Genomic DNA, 17072 nt, shown 5'->3' with positions numbered 1-17072 from the left:
GAGAGTCTTGTTCACCAAAACCAAGACGCGCTAGTTCATACTCAGATCGTGTAGGTTGGGTTGAGGCAACGAAACCCAACACCCCATCCTCTTAACGCTATGCAATATCGTAGAGCCAAAATAGAAGGCGGCACCTACTTTTTTACATTAGTAACTCACAATAGAAGAAAATTTTTATGTATTCCTTCAAATATCTCCATATTAAGAAATGCTTTTAGAGAGATTATCAAAACGCATCCTTTTAAAATTGATGCCTGCGTTATTTTACCCGACCATCTACACTGTATTTGGACTTTGCCGGATGGAGATAGCGATTTCTCTACGCGATGGCGTTTAATCAAAAGTTATTTTAGCCGCAACTGCGAACCACAGTATCATCAAAAAGTTTCTCTATCCAGACAAAGTAAAAAAGAGCAATCAATCTGGCAACGCCGCTTTTGGGAACATCAAATTCGAGACGAAGAAGATTTTGCTAAACACATTGACTATATTCACTACAATCCAGTCAAACATGGATTAGTGAAAGCACCCAAAGACTGGGAATATTCTAGCTTTCACCGTTATGTTAATGCCGGAATATATGATGTATCTTGGGGTTCTGGGGAAGAAATATTATTTGATGTAAGTATAGGGCATGAGTAAGCCGGGGTTTGTTTTAATATCAATTCATAATAATTGTAGGTTGGGTAGAGCGAAGCGAAACCCAACAAATGTTTGTTAATCAATAAGTTGGGTTTCGTGACTCAACCCAACCTACTGTGAAGAATAATTGTAGTGGAACCCAACAAATGTTTGTTAATTAATAAGTTGGGTTTCGTGACTCAACCCAACCTACTAATAACCTACTAATAAACGGCATGACCTAATGCCAAACCAGCAACAAGCATTCCTAGAACTAGAAAAGGTTGAGCGCTTGCCTGATATTTCACATCATTTTTCAGGGGATCGCGGAGAAAATACATATCCTGAAAAGTGATTTGGGGGATGATGAGTAATATCAAGATTGCCGCATAAAGGTTTTGGTGGATGCTAATTAAATAAGCGGCAATTCCAGCTTGAAAGATATCGATCATCAGCACGCATATCCAGGCAGCCGTGCCAACACCAAACATCACCGGGAGCGATTGTAGACCGAGTTGGCGATCGCCTTCAACACTCTTGAAGTCATTCACCACCGCAATTCCCAACCCCGCCAAACTGTAGAACAGCGTCAGAAGCATAATCGTAGCGTTTAGCTCCCCAAACAGCGCGTGACCCGTCCACCAAGGCAGAGCAATGTAACTGGCACCCAGTGCGTAATTGCCCAGCCAGCCATTTTTCTTCAGCTTCAGCGGTGGCGCAGAGTAAATATAAGCCAGAAAAGTACCGCCCAAGGCAATGCAGGTGATGGTAGGAAAATCATGCCCCGCCCATCTATCTAAAACGTAGGAAAGTCCTAACCCTGCAAATAACAGTACCAAAATTTGCGTCACCACTTGGGGAACAGAAATGGCACCGGAAGGAATCGGACGGTACGGTTCGTTAATCGCGTCGATATCGCGATCGTAAAAATCATTTAAAGTTTGGGTATACCCAACTAAAATAGGTCCCGACAGCAGCATACAAGTAGCAGCTTTCAGAACATTTTCCAGCGTCCAAGTGTATTCACCCGAAGAAGCCGCACCGCAGACAACGCCCCAAATCAAGGGAATCCAGGTAATCGGCTTCATCAACTGCAAGCGAATTTTCCAGATAGAAGTCTCGCCAGGAGCGGCACCTTTCATGCCCAGAAGTTGCCGAGTTTTCGCACTGCGCTCAGATGGTTTGTTATCGGTTGTTTGTTGTTTGTCGGTTGTCATTTGCTAATGGGTAATAGGTAACGGGTAATGGTCAACGGGTAATGGTCATTATCAAGTACCCATTACCCATTACCAATTCTCAATGACCAATTAGAACGAAATCGCCAAGTAACTATTTTGAAATTTAGCGCCTTTGACGGGTTGACCGCTCAACTGGGGGGGTAACGAGATATTGCGCCGCTGATCTCCCGCTTCGATGGTAACTTCAGGGCCGTATTGGGTGAGTTTTACCTGCTTTTTATCAAAACCGGGCAAGAATAGACGTACCTGACGACCTGGAATGTCAATCTCGATAGGTTTGGGCAGCCCCGCTACTTGACGCAAATCCGGGAGGGCGTCTATTAGCGGTTGCCAGTCAGCCGGTGGGCAACTGGGAAGGGAACTGACGGCAAGAGGGGTAAAGTTTGCCGAAATGGCTTCTGTGACCGACTCTTGGTTGAGCAAGACGCCTCCCACGGTCAGCCCGACTTGTTGGGCACTGCCCCAAAAATACTGGGCAGTAGCAACAGCCGTTGGCGCACCCGTCGTCACCAAATAGGCGGCAACGCGGTTGGGGTCAGCGACTGCGGCTCTCCCTCGCTCCAGCAGATTGTTCACCTCATTCGTGGGCTGTTGGGCAAAGTTATCCCCAGTCCATGACACATTGAGAACAGCGCTGCTGATGGGTTGAATGAAAGGCGAAACTGTTCTCCACAGGTCGGAATCTTCTACCACTTTTCGGAACCGGCGAATATACCAGCTGAGTATCTCTGGCATCCCCAGCATCCGCAGGGTGGTTTGGTCGCCGCTGCCGTCGTAGATTATTACGTCGTACTTGCCACTGGCTTCGTACTCGCGGATGGCGTTGAGAGCCAGGGCGCTGTCCATCCCCGGCAATACGCCCAATTCCTGACCGTAGACATTTTTGAGCAGAGGCGTCCGCAGATACTGCGCCTCTAGTTTTTTGATATCTTCCCAGCTGCGTTCGAGTAGCACGGCAGACTGGAACTGTACTACCTGTAAATTTTGAGCCATTTCCTGGGGATCGGGGCTAGGGGACGCCCCCAGGAGCAATCCGAGAGTGGGGCCGGGATCTTGTCCGGCAAGTAGCACTCGCGCTCCCTTGTTTGCCAGTTGTTTGGCGGCGGCGATCGCGACTGTGGTGCGACCCGTGCCGCCTTTGCCCAAAAACGTTAAAATCAGGGCCATCTGTTCTTATTGTGCGGGTTTCAGTTCATCTTCAAAAAACCAAGTGGTCGAGTTGTCGTCAAATTGCACGACGACCCCAACGCCACTACCATCCGTCATTTTGTAGCCTTTGATGGTGCCGACTTTCCCCAGTTTATTAACAACAGCGGGAGAAACCCTGTCTCTGAGGCGGTATACTTTTACTTTCTGACCGATCTCCATTACTGCTCCGATGCAATGAACCATTCCGAATCATTCCACAGTTTAGGGCAAAACCTCAGAGATTGGTTTGATCGAGTGGTGGCGAACCGAAGGTCGTCCTCTTAGGACATCGCTTTCTTTTGGTTCAGATGTCCTCTCGTCAATACCCACAGAACGTATTTACACCCTTACTCGTTGCCCTGATACTTTGTCGCCATAGCACTAAAATGACCTTAAACTGCTACGCTTTACTCTTGCCATAAATCACTCGTAAAACTTCTGCTTGCATTGCGGCAGATTTCCTATATCATCTTTAACTTAATAGACTAGACTTGTTACAAAAGCAAACAAATGCCAAAAAGCGACAATGGGAACTCTAATGTTTGACTCAGCTTCATAGGAAAAAGTGGCTTCGTGCTTTGGTTGTGGGAGTGTAGCGGGATTTGTTGAAGTCAATGAAAGCAGTTGTTCGCAAGGCTGGCAGGGTGAGGCGTTGGCTTCCGGTTAATGACCTGTGGTGGGCAAAGCTGGATTTGTTGAGAACCCTAGTGCGGCGGGATTTGGAAGCGCGATATAAGGGTTCGGTGTTAGGCAATTTTTGGCCTTTAGTTAATCAGCTGTCGCAGTTGCTGATTTACACCTATGTTTTCTCAATTGTCTTGCAGGTAAAGCTGACTTTAAAGGGTTTGCCAGCGAACAATATTACCTATGGTTTATGGCTATTTGCGGGGTTGCTTCCCTGGATTGCATTTACCAGTGGGCTTACCCAAGCAGCGAGTTCGGTGGTGGGACAGCCAAACTTGGTGAAGAAGGTAGTGTTTCCGCTGGCGTTGTTACCGCTGGTGCCGATATTATCAGCATTTATTGAAAGTTCGCTTGGTCTGATGGCGTTGATTGTGTTGGTGGCGGTGTCGTCTGGAACTTTACACACGACGTTGGCACTGTTGCCTCTAATTTGGCTACCGCAGTTGTTGTTAACTGCTGGCTTGGGTTATTTGGTGGCAGGACTGACGGTGTTTTTGCGAGATATTCCTCAGACGCTGGGAGTAATTTTGAATCTCTGGTTCTACGTAACACCGATTATCTATCCAGCGTCAGCTATTCCGGAGAAATGGCGGGGATGGGTATTTTGGTTGAATCCAATGACAGCGATCGCAGAGGTTTATAGAGATTTGGTGCTAGTGGGAGAAATAAAACACTGGGGAGAGTGGAGTGTTGTAGCGATGGTTTCTCTGGTAGTGTTTTTTGCAGGGTTATCGCTATATAAAAGATTACGTCCGGCGTTTGCTGATGTACTCTAGGTTGTGATTGAGTCTGCAAGTTGTGGTGTTTGAAGCAGTGGCGTAATGAGTGAGATTGCAATTTCGCTGAAGAATGTTTCTAAGTGCTTTAAGCGCTATGCGCGACCTGTAGACCGCCTGAAGGAGTTGTTGTTGCCGGGAAAGAGCAGGGCAGATGAATTTTGGGCACTGCGTGATATTAACTTGGAAGTACCAAAGGGGCAAGCTCTAGGGATTGTGGGGCGCAATGGTTCTGGAAAGAGTACGTTGTTGCAGATTATTGTCAAAACGATAACACCGACTACGGGAGAGATAAGGGTCAATGGACGGATTTCAGCTTTATTAGAACTTGGCAGCGGATTTAACCCTGAATTTACAGGAAGACAAAATGTATTTTTTAACGGACGGCTACTAGGTTTAGAGCGAAAAGATATAGAAGCAAAATTTGATGAAATTGCTGGGTTTGCTGATATTAGTGATTTTATGGAGCAACCCGTTAAGACTTATTCCAGTGGAATGTTTGTGAGGCTAGCATTTGCAGTTGCTATTAGCGTCGAACCTGACATTTTCATTGTAGATGAGGCTTTAGCAGTTGGTGATGAAGCTTTTCAGCGAAAGTGTTTTGGACGTATTCAAGCTCTTCAGGAAAGAGGTGTAACAATCCTTTTTGTTTCACACTCAGCACCTTCAGTTATAGGCTTATGTAGCTCAGCAGTTTTAATAGACAAAGGAGAGAATCTACTAGTATCCACACCTAAGAAAGTAATTTCTAACTATCAAAAATTGATATATGCGCCTGTAGATGAAGCAGAAAAAATTCGAGAGAAAATTCGGAATGGGAGGCATTTTATAAAAAATGACATTGTATTAGAAGCTAGCCAAGAAGAATTAGAATATCTAAATTCAAGTCAAACTAAAGCTGTCGATGATTTTCATGAAACCTACGATCCGAACTTTATTCCAAAAAGCACCTTATCATATGTATCTTGTGGAGCGCTCATTGAAAAACCTTATGTTACTACTATAGAAGGTAGGCGAGTAAATGTTATAAAAAGAAGAAAAGAATACATTTATACTTACTCAGTAAAATTTTTAAAAAAAATACATGGAGTTAGGTTTGGAATGGTAATTAAAACGATTGAAGGATTTGAATTAGGAGGAGCAGCATCTCACTCAATAGATAATCCAATAGAATACATAGATCAAGGCAAAGAACTCCAAGTAAAGTTTAGATTTTACTGTTCTCTGCAACCAGGAGTATATTTTTTAAATGCCGGAATTTTGGGTAGGTTAAATCACTCCGAAGTCTTTATTCATCGTCTAGTTGATGCAGCAATGTTTAGAGTGCAGCCAGAAGAATCAGATACATCAAGATCGGGTTATGTAGATTTTTGTGTGGAATCACAAATTTTATCATTTAATTGTGTTATGGAAGAATAAAAAAATTACCTAAAATAATTGTTTGTTTAAATCCATTATTTATTCTCAATTTCATGCGGGAAAAAAAATTAAGGCAAATAAAAATCCCCGTCATTTACAGTTTTGCACGGTCTGGTGGCACATTAATCAATCGCTGCTTAGGATGTATATCTGGTAACATTATTCTTTCAGAAGTGAATCCTCATGCTTCACTTGTTCCGATTGAAGTTCAAGCACGTGACTGGTTTAAATTAGTTTCGTCTGGTAATTTTTCTGATTTCAGCAAGAAAACATACGCAGATAAAATCCGCTTACTAGCAGAGGCGGCGCGACAGCAGGGCAGCCACTTAATCATCCGTGATTGGACAACTATAAACTTTTTAGATAGAGCAAGTGATGATATTTATGCGCCGAGTATGCTTCTGGAGCAAGAACTATATCTAGAGCAATATGGATTTAATATCTATCCTGTAATGTTAGCACGTCGGTCTGCTGATGTTTATGAATCCTTGACACGCACTTTCAAACATTTACGAAATTTATCAATCAAAGAATTTGGAAATTGTTACCTGGCTTATGTGCAGAAAGTTTCAACATATCCATTATTTCACTATGAAAGTTTTTGCCTGGAGCCAGAAAAAGAGTTGAAACGAATGTGTGATGTTCTTGGTGTCAACTATAGTGATACTTTTGTAACTGAATTTAGTAAATTTACTTATTGTACGGGAGATAATACTTTACCTAAACCATCTAGAGGCGGTCAAATAGGCAAAATAACTGTAATGGAAAGTAACCAAGGAGCTGAGTCCTACATTGCCGCGACTCTAGATGAAAATTGTCAGCAAGCAGATAGGTTGTTGGGCTATGAAAATATGGAAATTGAAAAACAAGTCGATGCTTTTTGGAGAATAGTTGAGGTTCGCGACCAAGCGCTTACAAAAGCTAACGATCTAAGACATCAGACTCAGGTAGAATTGGAGCGAATCCAGTCTCGGCTCCAGCAGACTCAAGCTGAGTTAGAGCGATCGCAGTCTCATCTGCAACAAAGCGACGCCGACCGTGCCGCCCGTTTAACGCTAATCGAACAATTGTCTGAACAATTGCAGCAAAGCGAAGCTGACCGCGCCGCCCGTTTAACAGCAATTGAACAATTGTCTGAACAATTGCAGCAGGCTCAGGTGGAACTGGCGCTATCGCAGTCTCAACTCCAGCAGATTCAAACGGAATTAGCGCAATCTCAATCTCAACTCCAGCAGACTCAGACGGAATTAGTGCTATCACAGTCTCAACTCCAGCAGACTCAGACGGAACTGACCCAGTCGCAGACTATCATCCAAGCAATGGAGGACAGGAATTTATGGAAACTTCGGACAATAGTAGTTCGACTAAAGAAGGTAATTGGGTTGCCAACAGACGCCTGAGCTGGAGCAAACACAATTTCATCTAGATTAATTTCTTCTAGTGACTAACCTAGGGGCTTAAATATGAGCAAAATCAAGTCAGTTTTGCGGATTGCTGTAGATATGACTCCTATCCTCTCTAACGGTGAAAATGGAGGTTCTAAAGTTTTAGTGTTAACCTTATTCAAACGACTACAAACCTTGGCTCCCAACTATAAGTTCTTTCTACTTACAGCACCTTGGAATCATGAGGAGCTAACTAAATATGAAAATAAAAATACTAAATGTATACTACTTAAACAGTTAGGAAAGGCAATTAATACAGAAGAACAAGTATTCTCAAATAAGTTTACTAGATTTGGGGCTAAAGTTGTCAAAAAAATTCAAAAAAAGTGGGGAAATATTTTTTCCGCAAAAACACTTCTAAAAAGTCAAAAAATAGATTTGCTATTTTGCCCGTTTTCTGCACCAAACTTTGCAGAAAATGGTGTTCCTACAGTTGCAATTGTTTATGATCTACAACACCTAGATTATCCAGAATTCTTTACGAAGGAGGAGAGGGAACGTCGCGACCAGTTTTTCAGCAATCTCTTGAAAGTAGCAGAAAAGATTGTCTGTATATCTGAATTTAGTCGCCAATCATTCATTCAAAAGCTGAATGTGTCAGCCGAAAAACTAGATGTTGTGCATATATCTATTTATGACCGCTGGTCTGGGTTGCGTGAAGAAACCGGAAAGCAGCATTTGCAGGAACTGGGTCTAAAAAATTGTAATTACGCTTTTTATCCAGCTAACTACTGGCCTCATAAAAATCATCGTAGGCTCTTAAAAGCCTACCAGATGTATCAGCAACAATTTCCAGGTCAGCATTTAGATTTGGTTTTTACTGGAGCGCTTGAACGGGAAGAAAAGGAACTACGTGAGATTGTTGCCAAGATGAACCTTAGCGATCGCGTACATTTTCTTGGCTATTTGAATGAAGAAGCTTTGGAAGCTGTCTGGCGTGGCTGTAAATACTTGGTTTTCCCCTCTCTTTACGAAGGTTTTGGGATTCCCGTTTTGGAAGCAATGGGATTCGGCAAGCCAGTGCTTTCCAGTACCGCAGGTAGTTTACCAGAGGTTTGCGGTGATGCCGTCCTCTACTTTGACCCAGAGAAACCCGAAGAAATAGCACAGTGTTTAGCAAAAATTACCACTGATACAGAGTTAGTGAATGAATTGGTATCCAAAGGATATCAGCGCTTGAAGTTCTTTGATTGCGATAAAATGGCACGTCAGTATCTTGACATCTTCGCTACTGTGGTTTCCAAGAATGTAACTTGAAGCCTGAGATTGATTTATAAAGTAAAGATTAACTTAAGAAAATGCCCTATATGACGATGGGCGCTACGCAATTTTAAGCCACCCTACGCCTTTAAAATTTACTTTATAAATCAGCTTTAAACAATCAATTTATTTCTGAAAAATGAAACTGGTACATTCCTCATACCGTTCTGGGTTATAGGCTACACATTTATGTTTGGCTTTATACATTTTTTTGAGTTTAAAACCAAGAATTCCCATAAAGTTTTTTATGCACCCATCTGACATTAACCACCAAGCAAATCGCAAGTTTTCCATGTTTTCGCTATTATCTTGCGCTATCATCTGCATAATAGGTCTTTCGTCATTCAAAGTCTGCTGTGTTATTATCACGGTTTTTTTAGCAAGCTTAGTTATTGATTCCAGCGCTCCGAGTTGATCGCGAATATGAGGAAGGCACATCCCAATCATAATCGCATCAAATTTTCCTAAGCTCTCTGGAAGGTGATATATATTGCCATAGTATGCCTTGGCTTTTGAAGCAAAATGCTCGTGGCAGTACCAGTAGGAGTTTTTTAATCGCTCGAAGCCTTTATGTTGTGCAGCCAATATTGCTTCGGATTTAAGGGGATCGTTCCAAAATGGTACAATTTCAGTTACCGTTTCATCCAGTACATCGAAAGATACAACAGAAGCTCCCCGCTTCTCCATCTCAAATGTTAAATAGCCGCTGGCTGTGCCAATGTCTAAGACTGACTGACCAGAAAAATCAAAATGACCAAGGTAATCTTCTATCGTGTCCCTTAAATCCCAATGACCACCGACTGTACCGACATCTGGAATGTCACAAACGTGATAAAAAAAACAATCATCTCGGTTGAGATTTTTTCTGGGTTGTGCAAATAGATTTTCGGACTGAAAAGACATATTACTACCACACTCAATAGATTTTATATGCTAACCTATACGCTGATAATTAGAAAGTGCTGTTCTCTAAAATATTTGCTTCATTTTGGCTTTTGGCTCAATAATCTCTAACTAATGTAATTGCGTGTTCAAGCATAACAAATATAACACAGACTCTAATGCGCTTCACGCACAACGAAAAATGAAAATTTCATTTCCCTCAGTCCTAGTCTTTAGTTTTGTATCAGGAAGTAGCCTGTGAGTTTACGATTCAGCGTTGTTACCCCCTCATTTTGTCAAGGTCGGTTCATTGAGCGTACCATCCAGAGTGTTTTGGCGCAAGGAATCACAGATATAGAATACGTTATCTGTGATGGAGGTAGCAAGGATGAGACAATAGAAATCTTAAAATTCTATGATGACAAAATTCGTTGGGTATCAGAACCAGATAAGGGTCAGGCTGATGCAGTGAACAAAGCGATCGCTATGACAACAGGTGATATTATTGCCTGGATTAATTCTGATGATGTCTACTACCCTGGAGCTTTCGAGGCAGTCAAAATAATATTTGAAGCTAATCCCACCGTTCAGATTATATATGGCGATGCTGACCATATTGATGAAAAAGACGAGATAATAAATTCTTATCCCACTGAACCTTGGAATTATGAACGTTTGCTTGAGACTTGTTACCTTTGTCAGCCAGCGGTATTCTTTCGACGTAGTTTAGTAGAAAAGTATGGGAATTTGGATGCTTCCTTAAATTACTGCATGGATTACGAACTGTGGCTGCGTTATGGTAAGCAGGTAGACTTTTATTATTTGCAAACAAAATTAGCTGGATCACGGCTCTATAAAACTAACAAAACTCTTGGTCAAAGGCTCGCAGTTTGTACAGAAATTAACGATATGATCCGTCGGGAGTTTGGCTTTGTTCCGACTAATTGGATTTTTGGATATGCACATGCCAAAATTGAAGAAACCAAAGGATTGGATAGAACCGATCCTGTTCAAAATAAGCAATTTGTCAAAGAATTAGTTTTTACTACCCTATGGGCATTTTGGCACTGGAAAACGCGGATTCCACCCCGTGCATTAGTGACGCTTGTTAGTTGGTGGGTTGGGGCTAATCCTGTATTGGGTGGGAATAGAACAGTGAAGGTGACTAAAGGTACTATCAAATCTATTTATAAGTTTTTGACGAGTCCTCTTTACAATCGTCTTAAGAACGAGATACTTCAAGAAATCGAACAGAGAATTGAAATTGAGCGCATCAGCCAAACTCAAAAAAACCAAAACTTAACTCAAGAATTACATCGTATCAATCAGGTTTATTTGGAGTTACAAGTTAAGCTGTCTCAACAAGTAGCAGATCAAATGATAAATATGTATAAGCTAATTGCTGAAACTAAGCATGAATGGAGTCGTGAAAAATTAAACGATGAGATTACCGACGAATTAAACAAAATCCATCAGAGTATAGAAGGTCTAAAAATTGAGCGAGATAATCAAGAATAATTCATATCCTAAAGTTAGTATTGTTACTCCCTCATACAATCAGGGTAAGTTCATAGAGAAGACTGTTCTGAGTGTTTTATGCCAAGATTATCCAAACTTGGAATATATTATAGTTGACGGTTTGTCTACCGATGAAACCCCGGACATCATTCGCAAGTACGAACACCGTATAAATAGGATAATTATTGAAGCTGACAAAGGTCAGACTGATGCTCTGAATAAAGGATTTAGATTATGTGCTGGGGAGATACTTGCCTATCTTAATTCTGATGATTGTTATGCGGCTAAAAATGTTGTTTCTAAAGCTGTGGAATATTTGAATGAATATAAAGAATTTGATGTGATTTATGGTCAAAGAAATGTTATTGATGAGTTTGGTAAGTTCTTAAGCTTTCACCCTTATAGACCATTTTCTGAGCGTGATTTTTATTTGAGTGATTATATTCCTCAAGAATGCACTTTTTGGACAAGAAGAATATTTGAGAAAGCAGGCGCATATATCAATGAAGAATTTGACTTCGCAATGGATTATGAGCTGTTGTTGCGATTTCTGAAGTTTGGTGCTAAATTCTTGTCTGTAGAAGATGTTTTTGGTCTTTTTAGATATTATTCTGCTCAGAAAACTGGTGATCGCTGGCATTCACACGGATTACCTGAAATAGGTAAACTGCACAAAATGTACTTAGGTAAATATATTGAAGAAACAGAAATGCTTAATTATAATAATGAACATTTTTTTAAGGTTAACCCAAAGATTCATCCAGAAGCGTTTGCATCTTACAAGCGTTTTTGGTGGATGGTAATCGAACATCAAATTCAAATCCTCGACAACCTGGCACTGGATGAGTGGATGTTTCGGTAAAAGGAAGTAAATAACTCTAGGTTTTATCTAGATAGATGCAACCCTATAGAGTCTTAGGAGAACTAAACAAGCAATAATCCTAGTAAGGAGCTAATCAAATGAGCAGGATAAGAAATTGGCTAAAGACTCCAGTCTTTGTAATCTTTTTGTGCGCTTTTTTCCTAACCAGCGTCATGGGGTTTCTCACTATCAGGATTGAGCATGCTTACTTTGAAAACTATTCTTACTTCTACGACCCTATCTCCTACTCTCTACAGAATGCTCGTCTGCACGTCCGCGTAGCAAATGAGGGGCGTCTTGCGTTAGCTATACAAGAATGGCTGGGCAACGGGAGACATCCGTTACGGACAGTGCCGCTGATCCTTTTTGCTCCTGATTTGCTAGCTAGTAATGTAGGTCATGTGGCTACTGCCCTGCCAATGCTCTTCATTTTTTTAGGGCTGCTTGGTTGGACAGTTCACCGTCGAACTGGTTGCACTCCCTACGCGATCGCCTGTATGTTTTTGTTCTGTGCTACTCCGGTGATGTTTCATCCGAGACTTGGCTTAGGTGCTTACTGGTTAGACCTGCCAGCTGCTTTCCTGGTTGGAGGGGCAGTTTTGTGCCTGTTAAATTCGTCCGGCGCGCAGAGTTTGAAATGGCTGGTAGCGTTTGCAACTCTAGGCTCCTTTGCTACTCTCAGCCGCTACATAGCAGCCGCCTACGTCGTTTTCATCTGTGTACCTGTCTTGGCTGTCTACCTTATCCAACGATGGCGGCGAGAGGGCGACCTAGTGAAGACAATCTTGTTGCCACTTGGTGTTATCTGTGTCACGGCTGCCCTATTAGCTGGGTACTTCTTGATTGCCCATTTTAACAGCAACATAGAGTATTACACGGTCTATGGCTATGCATTAAATCAGGACTTGCTCTCATCAGCTAATTTTGTAATCCACTTTTTAGTAGACTACCTGTTTGGGCTTCCTGGAGCTTTGATGCTGTTTACAATTTGTGGAATTAACCTAGTGTGGTTTCGCAAAGATATTACCCAGAACTGGAAAAGCTTAGTAATTTCAGTTTGGTGTGCCAGTGCGGTTATTTTGTTCTTGGTAGTTGTACTGCGTGTAGGTGAGGGAGGGCAGTCAACAATGTATGCATTACCCCTGCTCTTCTTTGCAGCTGTCTCACCTGTGGCAATAAGCCAGCAGGGAGCGAGCGGTCGAGTCCTGTCACAACTTTCAGTTATATTAATTGCCATAGCGCTTTTGGTGGGAGGACGTGCAGCTTTAGATAACTACCAGCTAGCAACCCATCCTTCTCCTGAGCATCGGGATCTAAAAGCGCTGGACGTGGCTCTAGCTCAAGAATTGTCCAAACAGGGCAACTTAGTAGTTTGGTGTACTTACTTTGATGAATATATCTATATACCAACTATGGAAACGTTCTACCGCTACGGTAAGTTACCCTCACCAGCTAATGACCTTTTCACGGTTCATGAATCATACTGGTTGGGCTTCTATCCTAACCTGCCTGAAAACAAACTAAGCGAGCGTGTTTACGCTGATACTACTAAAAGGGCTGACATTGCTGTAGTGTTTGATGACCCAAGGCAGGCGGATAAAAATAAAAATACTCAGTGGCAAGCGATTCCTAGTCGAAAAAGCCGTTTAGTGGCTAAATATATAGCAGACCACATACGTAACGATCCGAACTGGAAACAAATTTTTGTCCTGGAAAGTTCGCATTATGGTACTCTAGCGGGTTATCGCAATCTTACAAGGTAGTTTTCAGGTGCAACCTTAACAAAAGCAAAACTTCGTCAGTTTCAGTTTTATCTCCGCTTATAACAGAAAATCCTCAATGCTTGAATTAGTTTCTTATTCAAAAACTACAGAGATTAGCGTGAAAGGAATCATTCTTGCTGGTGGTAAAGGAACACGTCTTGCCCCCTTGACGGAAGTCACTAATAAGCACTTGTTGCCAGTTGGGAAAGAACCCATGATCTGGCATTCAGTTAAACAACTAGCAAGTTCAGGTATCACAGATATTTTGATAGTGACTTCCACCAACCATATGGGGGATGTTGTGAATTCTTTAGGATCGGGAAAACGATTTGCCTGTGAATTTACATACCGAGTGCAAGAAGAAGCAGCAGGCATTGCTGACGCTTTATCCCTTGGGGAGCAATTTGCACAAGGAAAAAAAATAGTTGTGCTATTAGGTGATAATATTTTCGAGTATTCTATCCGTCAGCACGTTGAAGCTTTTGCGGAACAACCTGAGGGAGCTAGAGTTCTCCTCAAGGAAGTGGGAGATCCAGAACGATTTGCGATCGCAGCTCTTGATGAAAAGCAAATTATTAAGATTGAGGAAAAACCTACAGAACCCAAGACCAACTATGCTGTTGTCGGTTGTTATATGTACGATAGCCAAGTGTTTAATTTGATACGTAAGGTTCAGCCGTCCGAGCGAGGAGAACTGGAAATTACTGCTATTAACGAACTTTATTTAAAACAGGGTCAGTTGCAGTTTAGTTTTGTGAATGGACGCTGGATGGATGCAGGAACTTTCAATTCATTCAATGAAGCCAACAATCTCATGTTGTTAAATGATAATAAAATTTTGCACGACATCTGAGATTAGGTCAAAAATTATGCCTCACATATCTGTGGTTATTCCTGTTTATAAAGCTGAGAAGTGTTTGCATGAACTCTATAAACGTCTAAAAGATTCTTTAGAAACAATTTCAGAAGATTTTGAGATAATTTTGGTAGAGGACTGTGGGGGCGATCGCTCCTGGGAGATCATTCTGGAGTTAGCCCATCAGGATCGGCGAGTTAAGGGAATTCAGTTCAGTCGCAATTTTGGACAACATTACGGAATTACAGCTGGTTTAGATCATTGTGATGGTGACTGGGTGGTGGTGATGGACTGTGATTTGCAGGATCGTCCTGAAGAAATCCCCCGATTTTACGCCAAAGCACAAGAAGGTTATGATGTAGTGCTTGCTCGAAGAGGTAAGCGAAAAGATCCAATTCTGAAGCGCCTGACTTCGAGGCTATTTTATAAAATATTCAGCTACCTTGCAGATATCAAATATGATGCTCAAGTTGGTAACTTCCGCATGATTTCGCGGAAAGTTTTAGAAAGTTTTCGTCTTATGCGCGAACAACTGAGATTCTTTGGTGGTTTGGTAGACTGGATGGGTTTCCCGACTGCCAGCATTGATGTAACGCATGATTCTCGCCTAACTGGGAAAAGTACATACACGTTTCGCAAGCTTTGGAAATTAGCATCTGAAACTACAATTGCTTATTCTGATAAACCACTCCGGTTATCTATTAGGTTGGGCTTTATGATATCGGTTTTTGCTTTTTTATATGGAGCTTATATTTTTATAAATGCAGCAATTTATGGTTCAGTTGTTACGGGTTGGAGTAGCCTTATTGTTTCTTTGTATTTCCTAGGCGGAATTATTATTTCTAATCTTGGCATTATTGGCATCTACTTAGGGAAAAGTTTTGATGAAGCTAAGAAAAGACCTTTATATCTAATCAGAAATTCTACATTTACCCCTTCAACTTTAAAAAGCCTAGCTGAGCCAAAGCAAACACAAGGTGTAAATAATGGACATTTCTGAGTATATTTTGCAGACTCCTTGGGATAGCAGAGTATTTGGCTTCGATACCTTTGAAATTGTTTATAAATCAGAAGAAGTATTTAAGTCGGTTTTTAAGGCGATCCAACCCGGACATTACACTGTAAAAATCGATCCACTTTCCTCTAAAAAAGTTTTACATGAGTATGGTTTTTATTACTGTGATACCTTAATTGAACCCTACTGCAACCCCAATAGCTTTGTGGAATATGTAAAACCAGGAATTCAAATTTCTAAGTTAGTCTCTATAGACGATTTAACTAAAATCTCTCATGGAGCTTTTACTCATGGTCGATTTCATAAAGATTTTAATTTAGATCGGAATCAAGCCGATCTTAGATATGATTTATGGCTTAAAGAACTTTGTAACTCTCAAAATGTTTTTGGACTGATGTCCGATGGTCGGATAGCTGGATTTTGGGGATGTGTTAAAAATAAAATCGTCCTTCATGCGTTAAGTGAAGAATATAGGGGCAGAGGAATGGCTAAGTACTTTTGGAGCGTTGCTTGTCAAGAACTATTTAGCCACGGATATCAGGAACTGACAAGCTCAATTTCAGCTTCTAATATTTCAGTTCTTAATCTCTACTCTTCACTGGGATTTAAGTTTAGGAATACAGTCGATGTTTACCATATCTTAGTGAAATAATACTAATTTACTAAATTAAAATGAAAATTTGTAGCAAGTGTAGCACGCGATTTGATAGCTTGAACTGGGCATGTCCTTCATGTTCTTGTAAACCTAAACGAATTGAGGGCTATCTATCATTTGCACCTGAATTTGCCAAAATAAATGATAATTACGAGCCTAGTTTTTTTTCCCAGTTAGCCACTCTAGAAGCCAAGAATTTTTGGTTTTGTTCCCGCAACCGCTTGCTCCTTTGGGCACTACAGTGCTACTTTCCCCAAGCTCAAACCCTTTTAGAAATTGGTTGTGGAACTGGTTTTGTTTTATCTGGTATTGAGGAAGCATTCCCTAGGCTAACCTTGTATGGAAGTGAAATATTCAGCACAGGCTTAGCTTTGGCCGCCCAGCGGCTTTCTAAAGCTGAGTTATTCCAGATGGATGCTTGTAAAATTCCCTTCGAGCGCGAATTTGATATTATCGGTGCTTTTGACGTGCTGGAACATATTAAAGAAGATCGGAGAGTTCTAGCTGAAATGTATAGAGCAACAAAAGCAGAAGGGGGAATTATCCTAACAGTTCCACAGCATCCTTGGCTATGGAGCCAAGCCGACGATTATGCTCACCATGTACGCCGATATCGCGCTCAAGATTTAAAAACAAAAGTACAACGGGCTGGGTTTAAAATTGTGAGAATGACATCTTTTGTCTCACTCCTCCTACCCCTCATGTTTCTCTCGCGATCGCAGCAGCAACGACCTAAGCCAGACTACGATCCTTTGGCCGAACTGAGAATAAGCGGTTTAGCCAATTCTATTTTAGGAAAAGTGCTTGATTTTGAACGTGCAGCAATCCGTCTAGGTTTGTCATTTCCATTTGGCGGCTCTCTACTGTTAATTGCCAAGAAGTGAAAAAAA

At 41.5% G+C, this 17072-nt stretch carries 16 protein-coding genes; 12 read left to right on the top strand and 4 right to left on the bottom strand.

The features are described from left to right. Window positions 1–99: 99 nt before the first annotated feature. The gene (locus AC2VDX_RS17110; protein WP_378183601.1) at window positions 100–642 is read left to right on the top strand and encodes an REP-associated tyrosine transposase; all 543 of its coding nucleotides are present in this window, start codon (window positions 100–102) and stop codon (window positions 640–642) included. A 203-nt stretch (window positions 643–845) separates the two neighbouring features. On the opposite strand, the gene chlG is transcribed toward AC2VDX_RS17110, so the two are convergent. From chlG to petP, 3 genes are all read right to left on the bottom strand, one after another. Continuing rightward, window positions 846–1838: a chlorophyll synthase ChlG gene (gene chlG / locus AC2VDX_RS17105; RefSeq protein WP_378183598.1), complete on the bottom strand. Its 993-nt coding sequence runs from the start codon at window positions 1836–1838 to the stop codon at window positions 846–848. A gap of 90 nt (window positions 1839–1928) precedes the next feature. Next, window positions 1929–3026: a Get3/ArsA fold putative tail anchor-mediating ATPase NosAFP gene (locus tag AC2VDX_RS17100; protein WP_378183595.1), complete on the bottom strand. Its 1098-nt coding sequence runs from the start codon at window positions 3024–3026 to the stop codon at window positions 1929–1931. Between the two features lie 6 nt (window positions 3027–3032). Then, a complete protein-coding gene (gene petP, locus AC2VDX_RS17095; protein WP_190410406.1) occupies window positions 3033–3227 on the bottom strand; it encodes a cytochrome b6f subunit PetP in 195 nt (64 codons plus the stop codon). Between the two features lie 434 nt (window positions 3228–3661). Between petP and AC2VDX_RS17090 the strand changes: the two genes are divergently transcribed. From AC2VDX_RS17090 to AC2VDX_RS17075, 4 genes are all read left to right on the top strand, one after another. Further along, a complete protein-coding gene (locus tag AC2VDX_RS17090; RefSeq protein WP_378183592.1) occupies window positions 3662–4507 on the top strand; it encodes an ABC transporter permease in 846 nt (281 codons plus the stop codon). A 45-nt stretch (window positions 4508–4552) separates the two neighbouring features. Continuing rightward, a complete protein-coding gene (locus tag AC2VDX_RS17085) occupies window positions 4553–5926 on the top strand; it encodes an ABC transporter ATP-binding protein (protein ID WP_378183589.1) in 1374 nt (457 codons plus the stop codon). 53 nt (window positions 5927–5979) lie between these two features. Further along, the gene (locus AC2VDX_RS17080) at window positions 5980–7326 is read left to right on the top strand and encodes a hypothetical protein (RefSeq protein ID WP_378183586.1); all 1347 of its coding nucleotides are present in this window, start codon (window positions 5980–5982) and stop codon (window positions 7324–7326) included. Window positions 7327–7389: 63 nt separating this feature from the next. Further along, window positions 7390–8628, top strand: coding sequence for a glycosyltransferase family 4 protein (locus AC2VDX_RS17075; protein WP_378183583.1), 1239 nt, complete (start codon window positions 7390–7392; stop codon window positions 8626–8628). Between the two features lie 129 nt (window positions 8629–8757). On the opposite strand, the gene AC2VDX_RS17070 is transcribed toward AC2VDX_RS17075, so the two are convergent. After that, on the bottom strand, window positions 8758–9534 hold the full coding sequence (locus AC2VDX_RS17070; RefSeq protein WP_378183580.1) for a class I SAM-dependent methyltransferase: 777 nt from the start codon (window positions 9532–9534) through the stop codon (window positions 8758–8760). Window positions 9535–9771: 237 nt separating this feature from the next. Here AC2VDX_RS17070 and AC2VDX_RS17065 point away from each other — a divergent pair, with 237 nt between their 5' ends. From AC2VDX_RS17065 to AC2VDX_RS17035, 7 genes are all read left to right on the top strand, one after another. Beyond that, window positions 9772–11031: a glycosyltransferase family 2 protein gene (locus AC2VDX_RS17065; RefSeq protein ID WP_378183576.1), complete on the top strand. Its 1260-nt coding sequence runs from the start codon at window positions 9772–9774 to the stop codon at window positions 11029–11031. Then, complete coding sequence (locus AC2VDX_RS17060) at window positions 11009–11893, top strand: glycosyltransferase family 2 protein (protein ID WP_378183573.1); 885 nt, start codon at window positions 11009–11011, stop codon at window positions 11891–11893. The genes AC2VDX_RS17065 and AC2VDX_RS17060 overlap by 23 nt, the downstream gene beginning before the upstream one ends. A 98-nt stretch (window positions 11894–11991) precedes the next feature. Further along, window positions 11992–13656, top strand: a complete 1665-nt coding sequence (locus tag AC2VDX_RS17055) for a hypothetical protein (RefSeq protein WP_378183570.1) — start codon at window positions 11992–11994, stop codon at window positions 13654–13656. A gap of 118 nt (window positions 13657–13774) precedes the next feature. Continuing rightward, window positions 13775–14509, top strand: a complete 735-nt coding sequence (locus AC2VDX_RS17050) for a sugar phosphate nucleotidyltransferase (RefSeq protein ID WP_378184034.1) — start codon at window positions 13775–13777, stop codon at window positions 14507–14509. 16 nt (window positions 14510–14525) lie between these two features. Next, entirely contained in the window at window positions 14526–15512 is a 987-nt protein-coding gene (locus AC2VDX_RS17045; RefSeq protein WP_378183567.1) for a glycosyltransferase family 2 protein, read from the top strand. After that, on the top strand, window positions 15499–16179 hold the full coding sequence (locus tag AC2VDX_RS17040) for a GNAT family N-acetyltransferase (protein WP_378183564.1): 681 nt from the start codon (window positions 15499–15501) through the stop codon (window positions 16177–16179). The genes AC2VDX_RS17045 and AC2VDX_RS17040 overlap by 14 nt, the downstream gene beginning before the upstream one ends. 224 nt (window positions 16180–16403) lie before the next feature. After that, on the top strand, window positions 16404–17066 hold the full coding sequence (locus tag AC2VDX_RS17035; RefSeq protein ID WP_486928208.1) for a class I SAM-dependent methyltransferase: 663 nt from the start codon (window positions 16404–16406) through the stop codon (window positions 17064–17066). Window positions 17067–17072: the final 6 nt, after the last annotated feature.

It is taken from the genome of Coleofasciculus sp. H7-1 (genome assembly GCF_057473865.1).
This window is presented reverse-complemented; position numbering and strand designations above follow the sequence as displayed.

Bases quoted from the DNA above. Each gene is read 5' to 3' on its own strand.
- AC2VDX_RS17110 (WP_378183601.1), top strand. From the start codon at position 100: ATGCAATATCGTAGAGCCAAAATAGAAGGCGGCACCTACTTTTTTACA.
- chlG (WP_378183598.1), bottom strand. From the start codon at position 1,838: ATGACAACCGACAAACAACAAACAACCGATAACAAACCATCTGAGCGC.
- AC2VDX_RS17100 (WP_378183595.1), bottom strand. From the start codon at position 3,026: ATGGCCCTGATTTTAACGTTTTTGGGCAAAGGCGGCACGGGTCGCACC.
- petP (WP_190410406.1), bottom strand. From the start codon at position 3,227: ATGGAGATCGGTCAGAAAGTAAAAGTATACCGCCTCAGAGACAGGGTT.
- AC2VDX_RS17090 (WP_378183592.1), top strand. From the start codon at position 3,662: ATGAAAGCAGTTGTTCGCAAGGCTGGCAGGGTGAGGCGTTGGCTTCCG.
- AC2VDX_RS17085 (WP_378183589.1), top strand. From the start codon at position 4,553: ATGAGTGAGATTGCAATTTCGCTGAAGAATGTTTCTAAGTGCTTTAAG.
- AC2VDX_RS17080 (WP_378183586.1), top strand. From the start codon at position 5,980: ATGCGGGAAAAAAAATTAAGGCAAATAAAAATCCCCGTCATTTACAGT.
- AC2VDX_RS17075 (WP_378183583.1), top strand. From the start codon at position 7,390: ATGAGCAAAATCAAGTCAGTTTTGCGGATTGCTGTAGATATGACTCCT.
- AC2VDX_RS17070 (WP_378183580.1), bottom strand. From the start codon at position 9,534: ATGTCTTTTCAGTCCGAAAATCTATTTGCACAACCCAGAAAAAATCTC.
- AC2VDX_RS17055 (WP_378183570.1), top strand. From the start codon at position 11,992: ATGAGCAGGATAAGAAATTGGCTAAAGACTCCAGTCTTTGTAATCTTT.
- AC2VDX_RS17045 (WP_378183567.1), top strand. From the start codon at position 14,526: ATGCCTCACATATCTGTGGTTATTCCTGTTTATAAAGCTGAGAAGTGT.
- AC2VDX_RS17040 (WP_378183564.1), top strand. From the start codon at position 15,499: ATGGACATTTCTGAGTATATTTTGCAGACTCCTTGGGATAGCAGAGTA.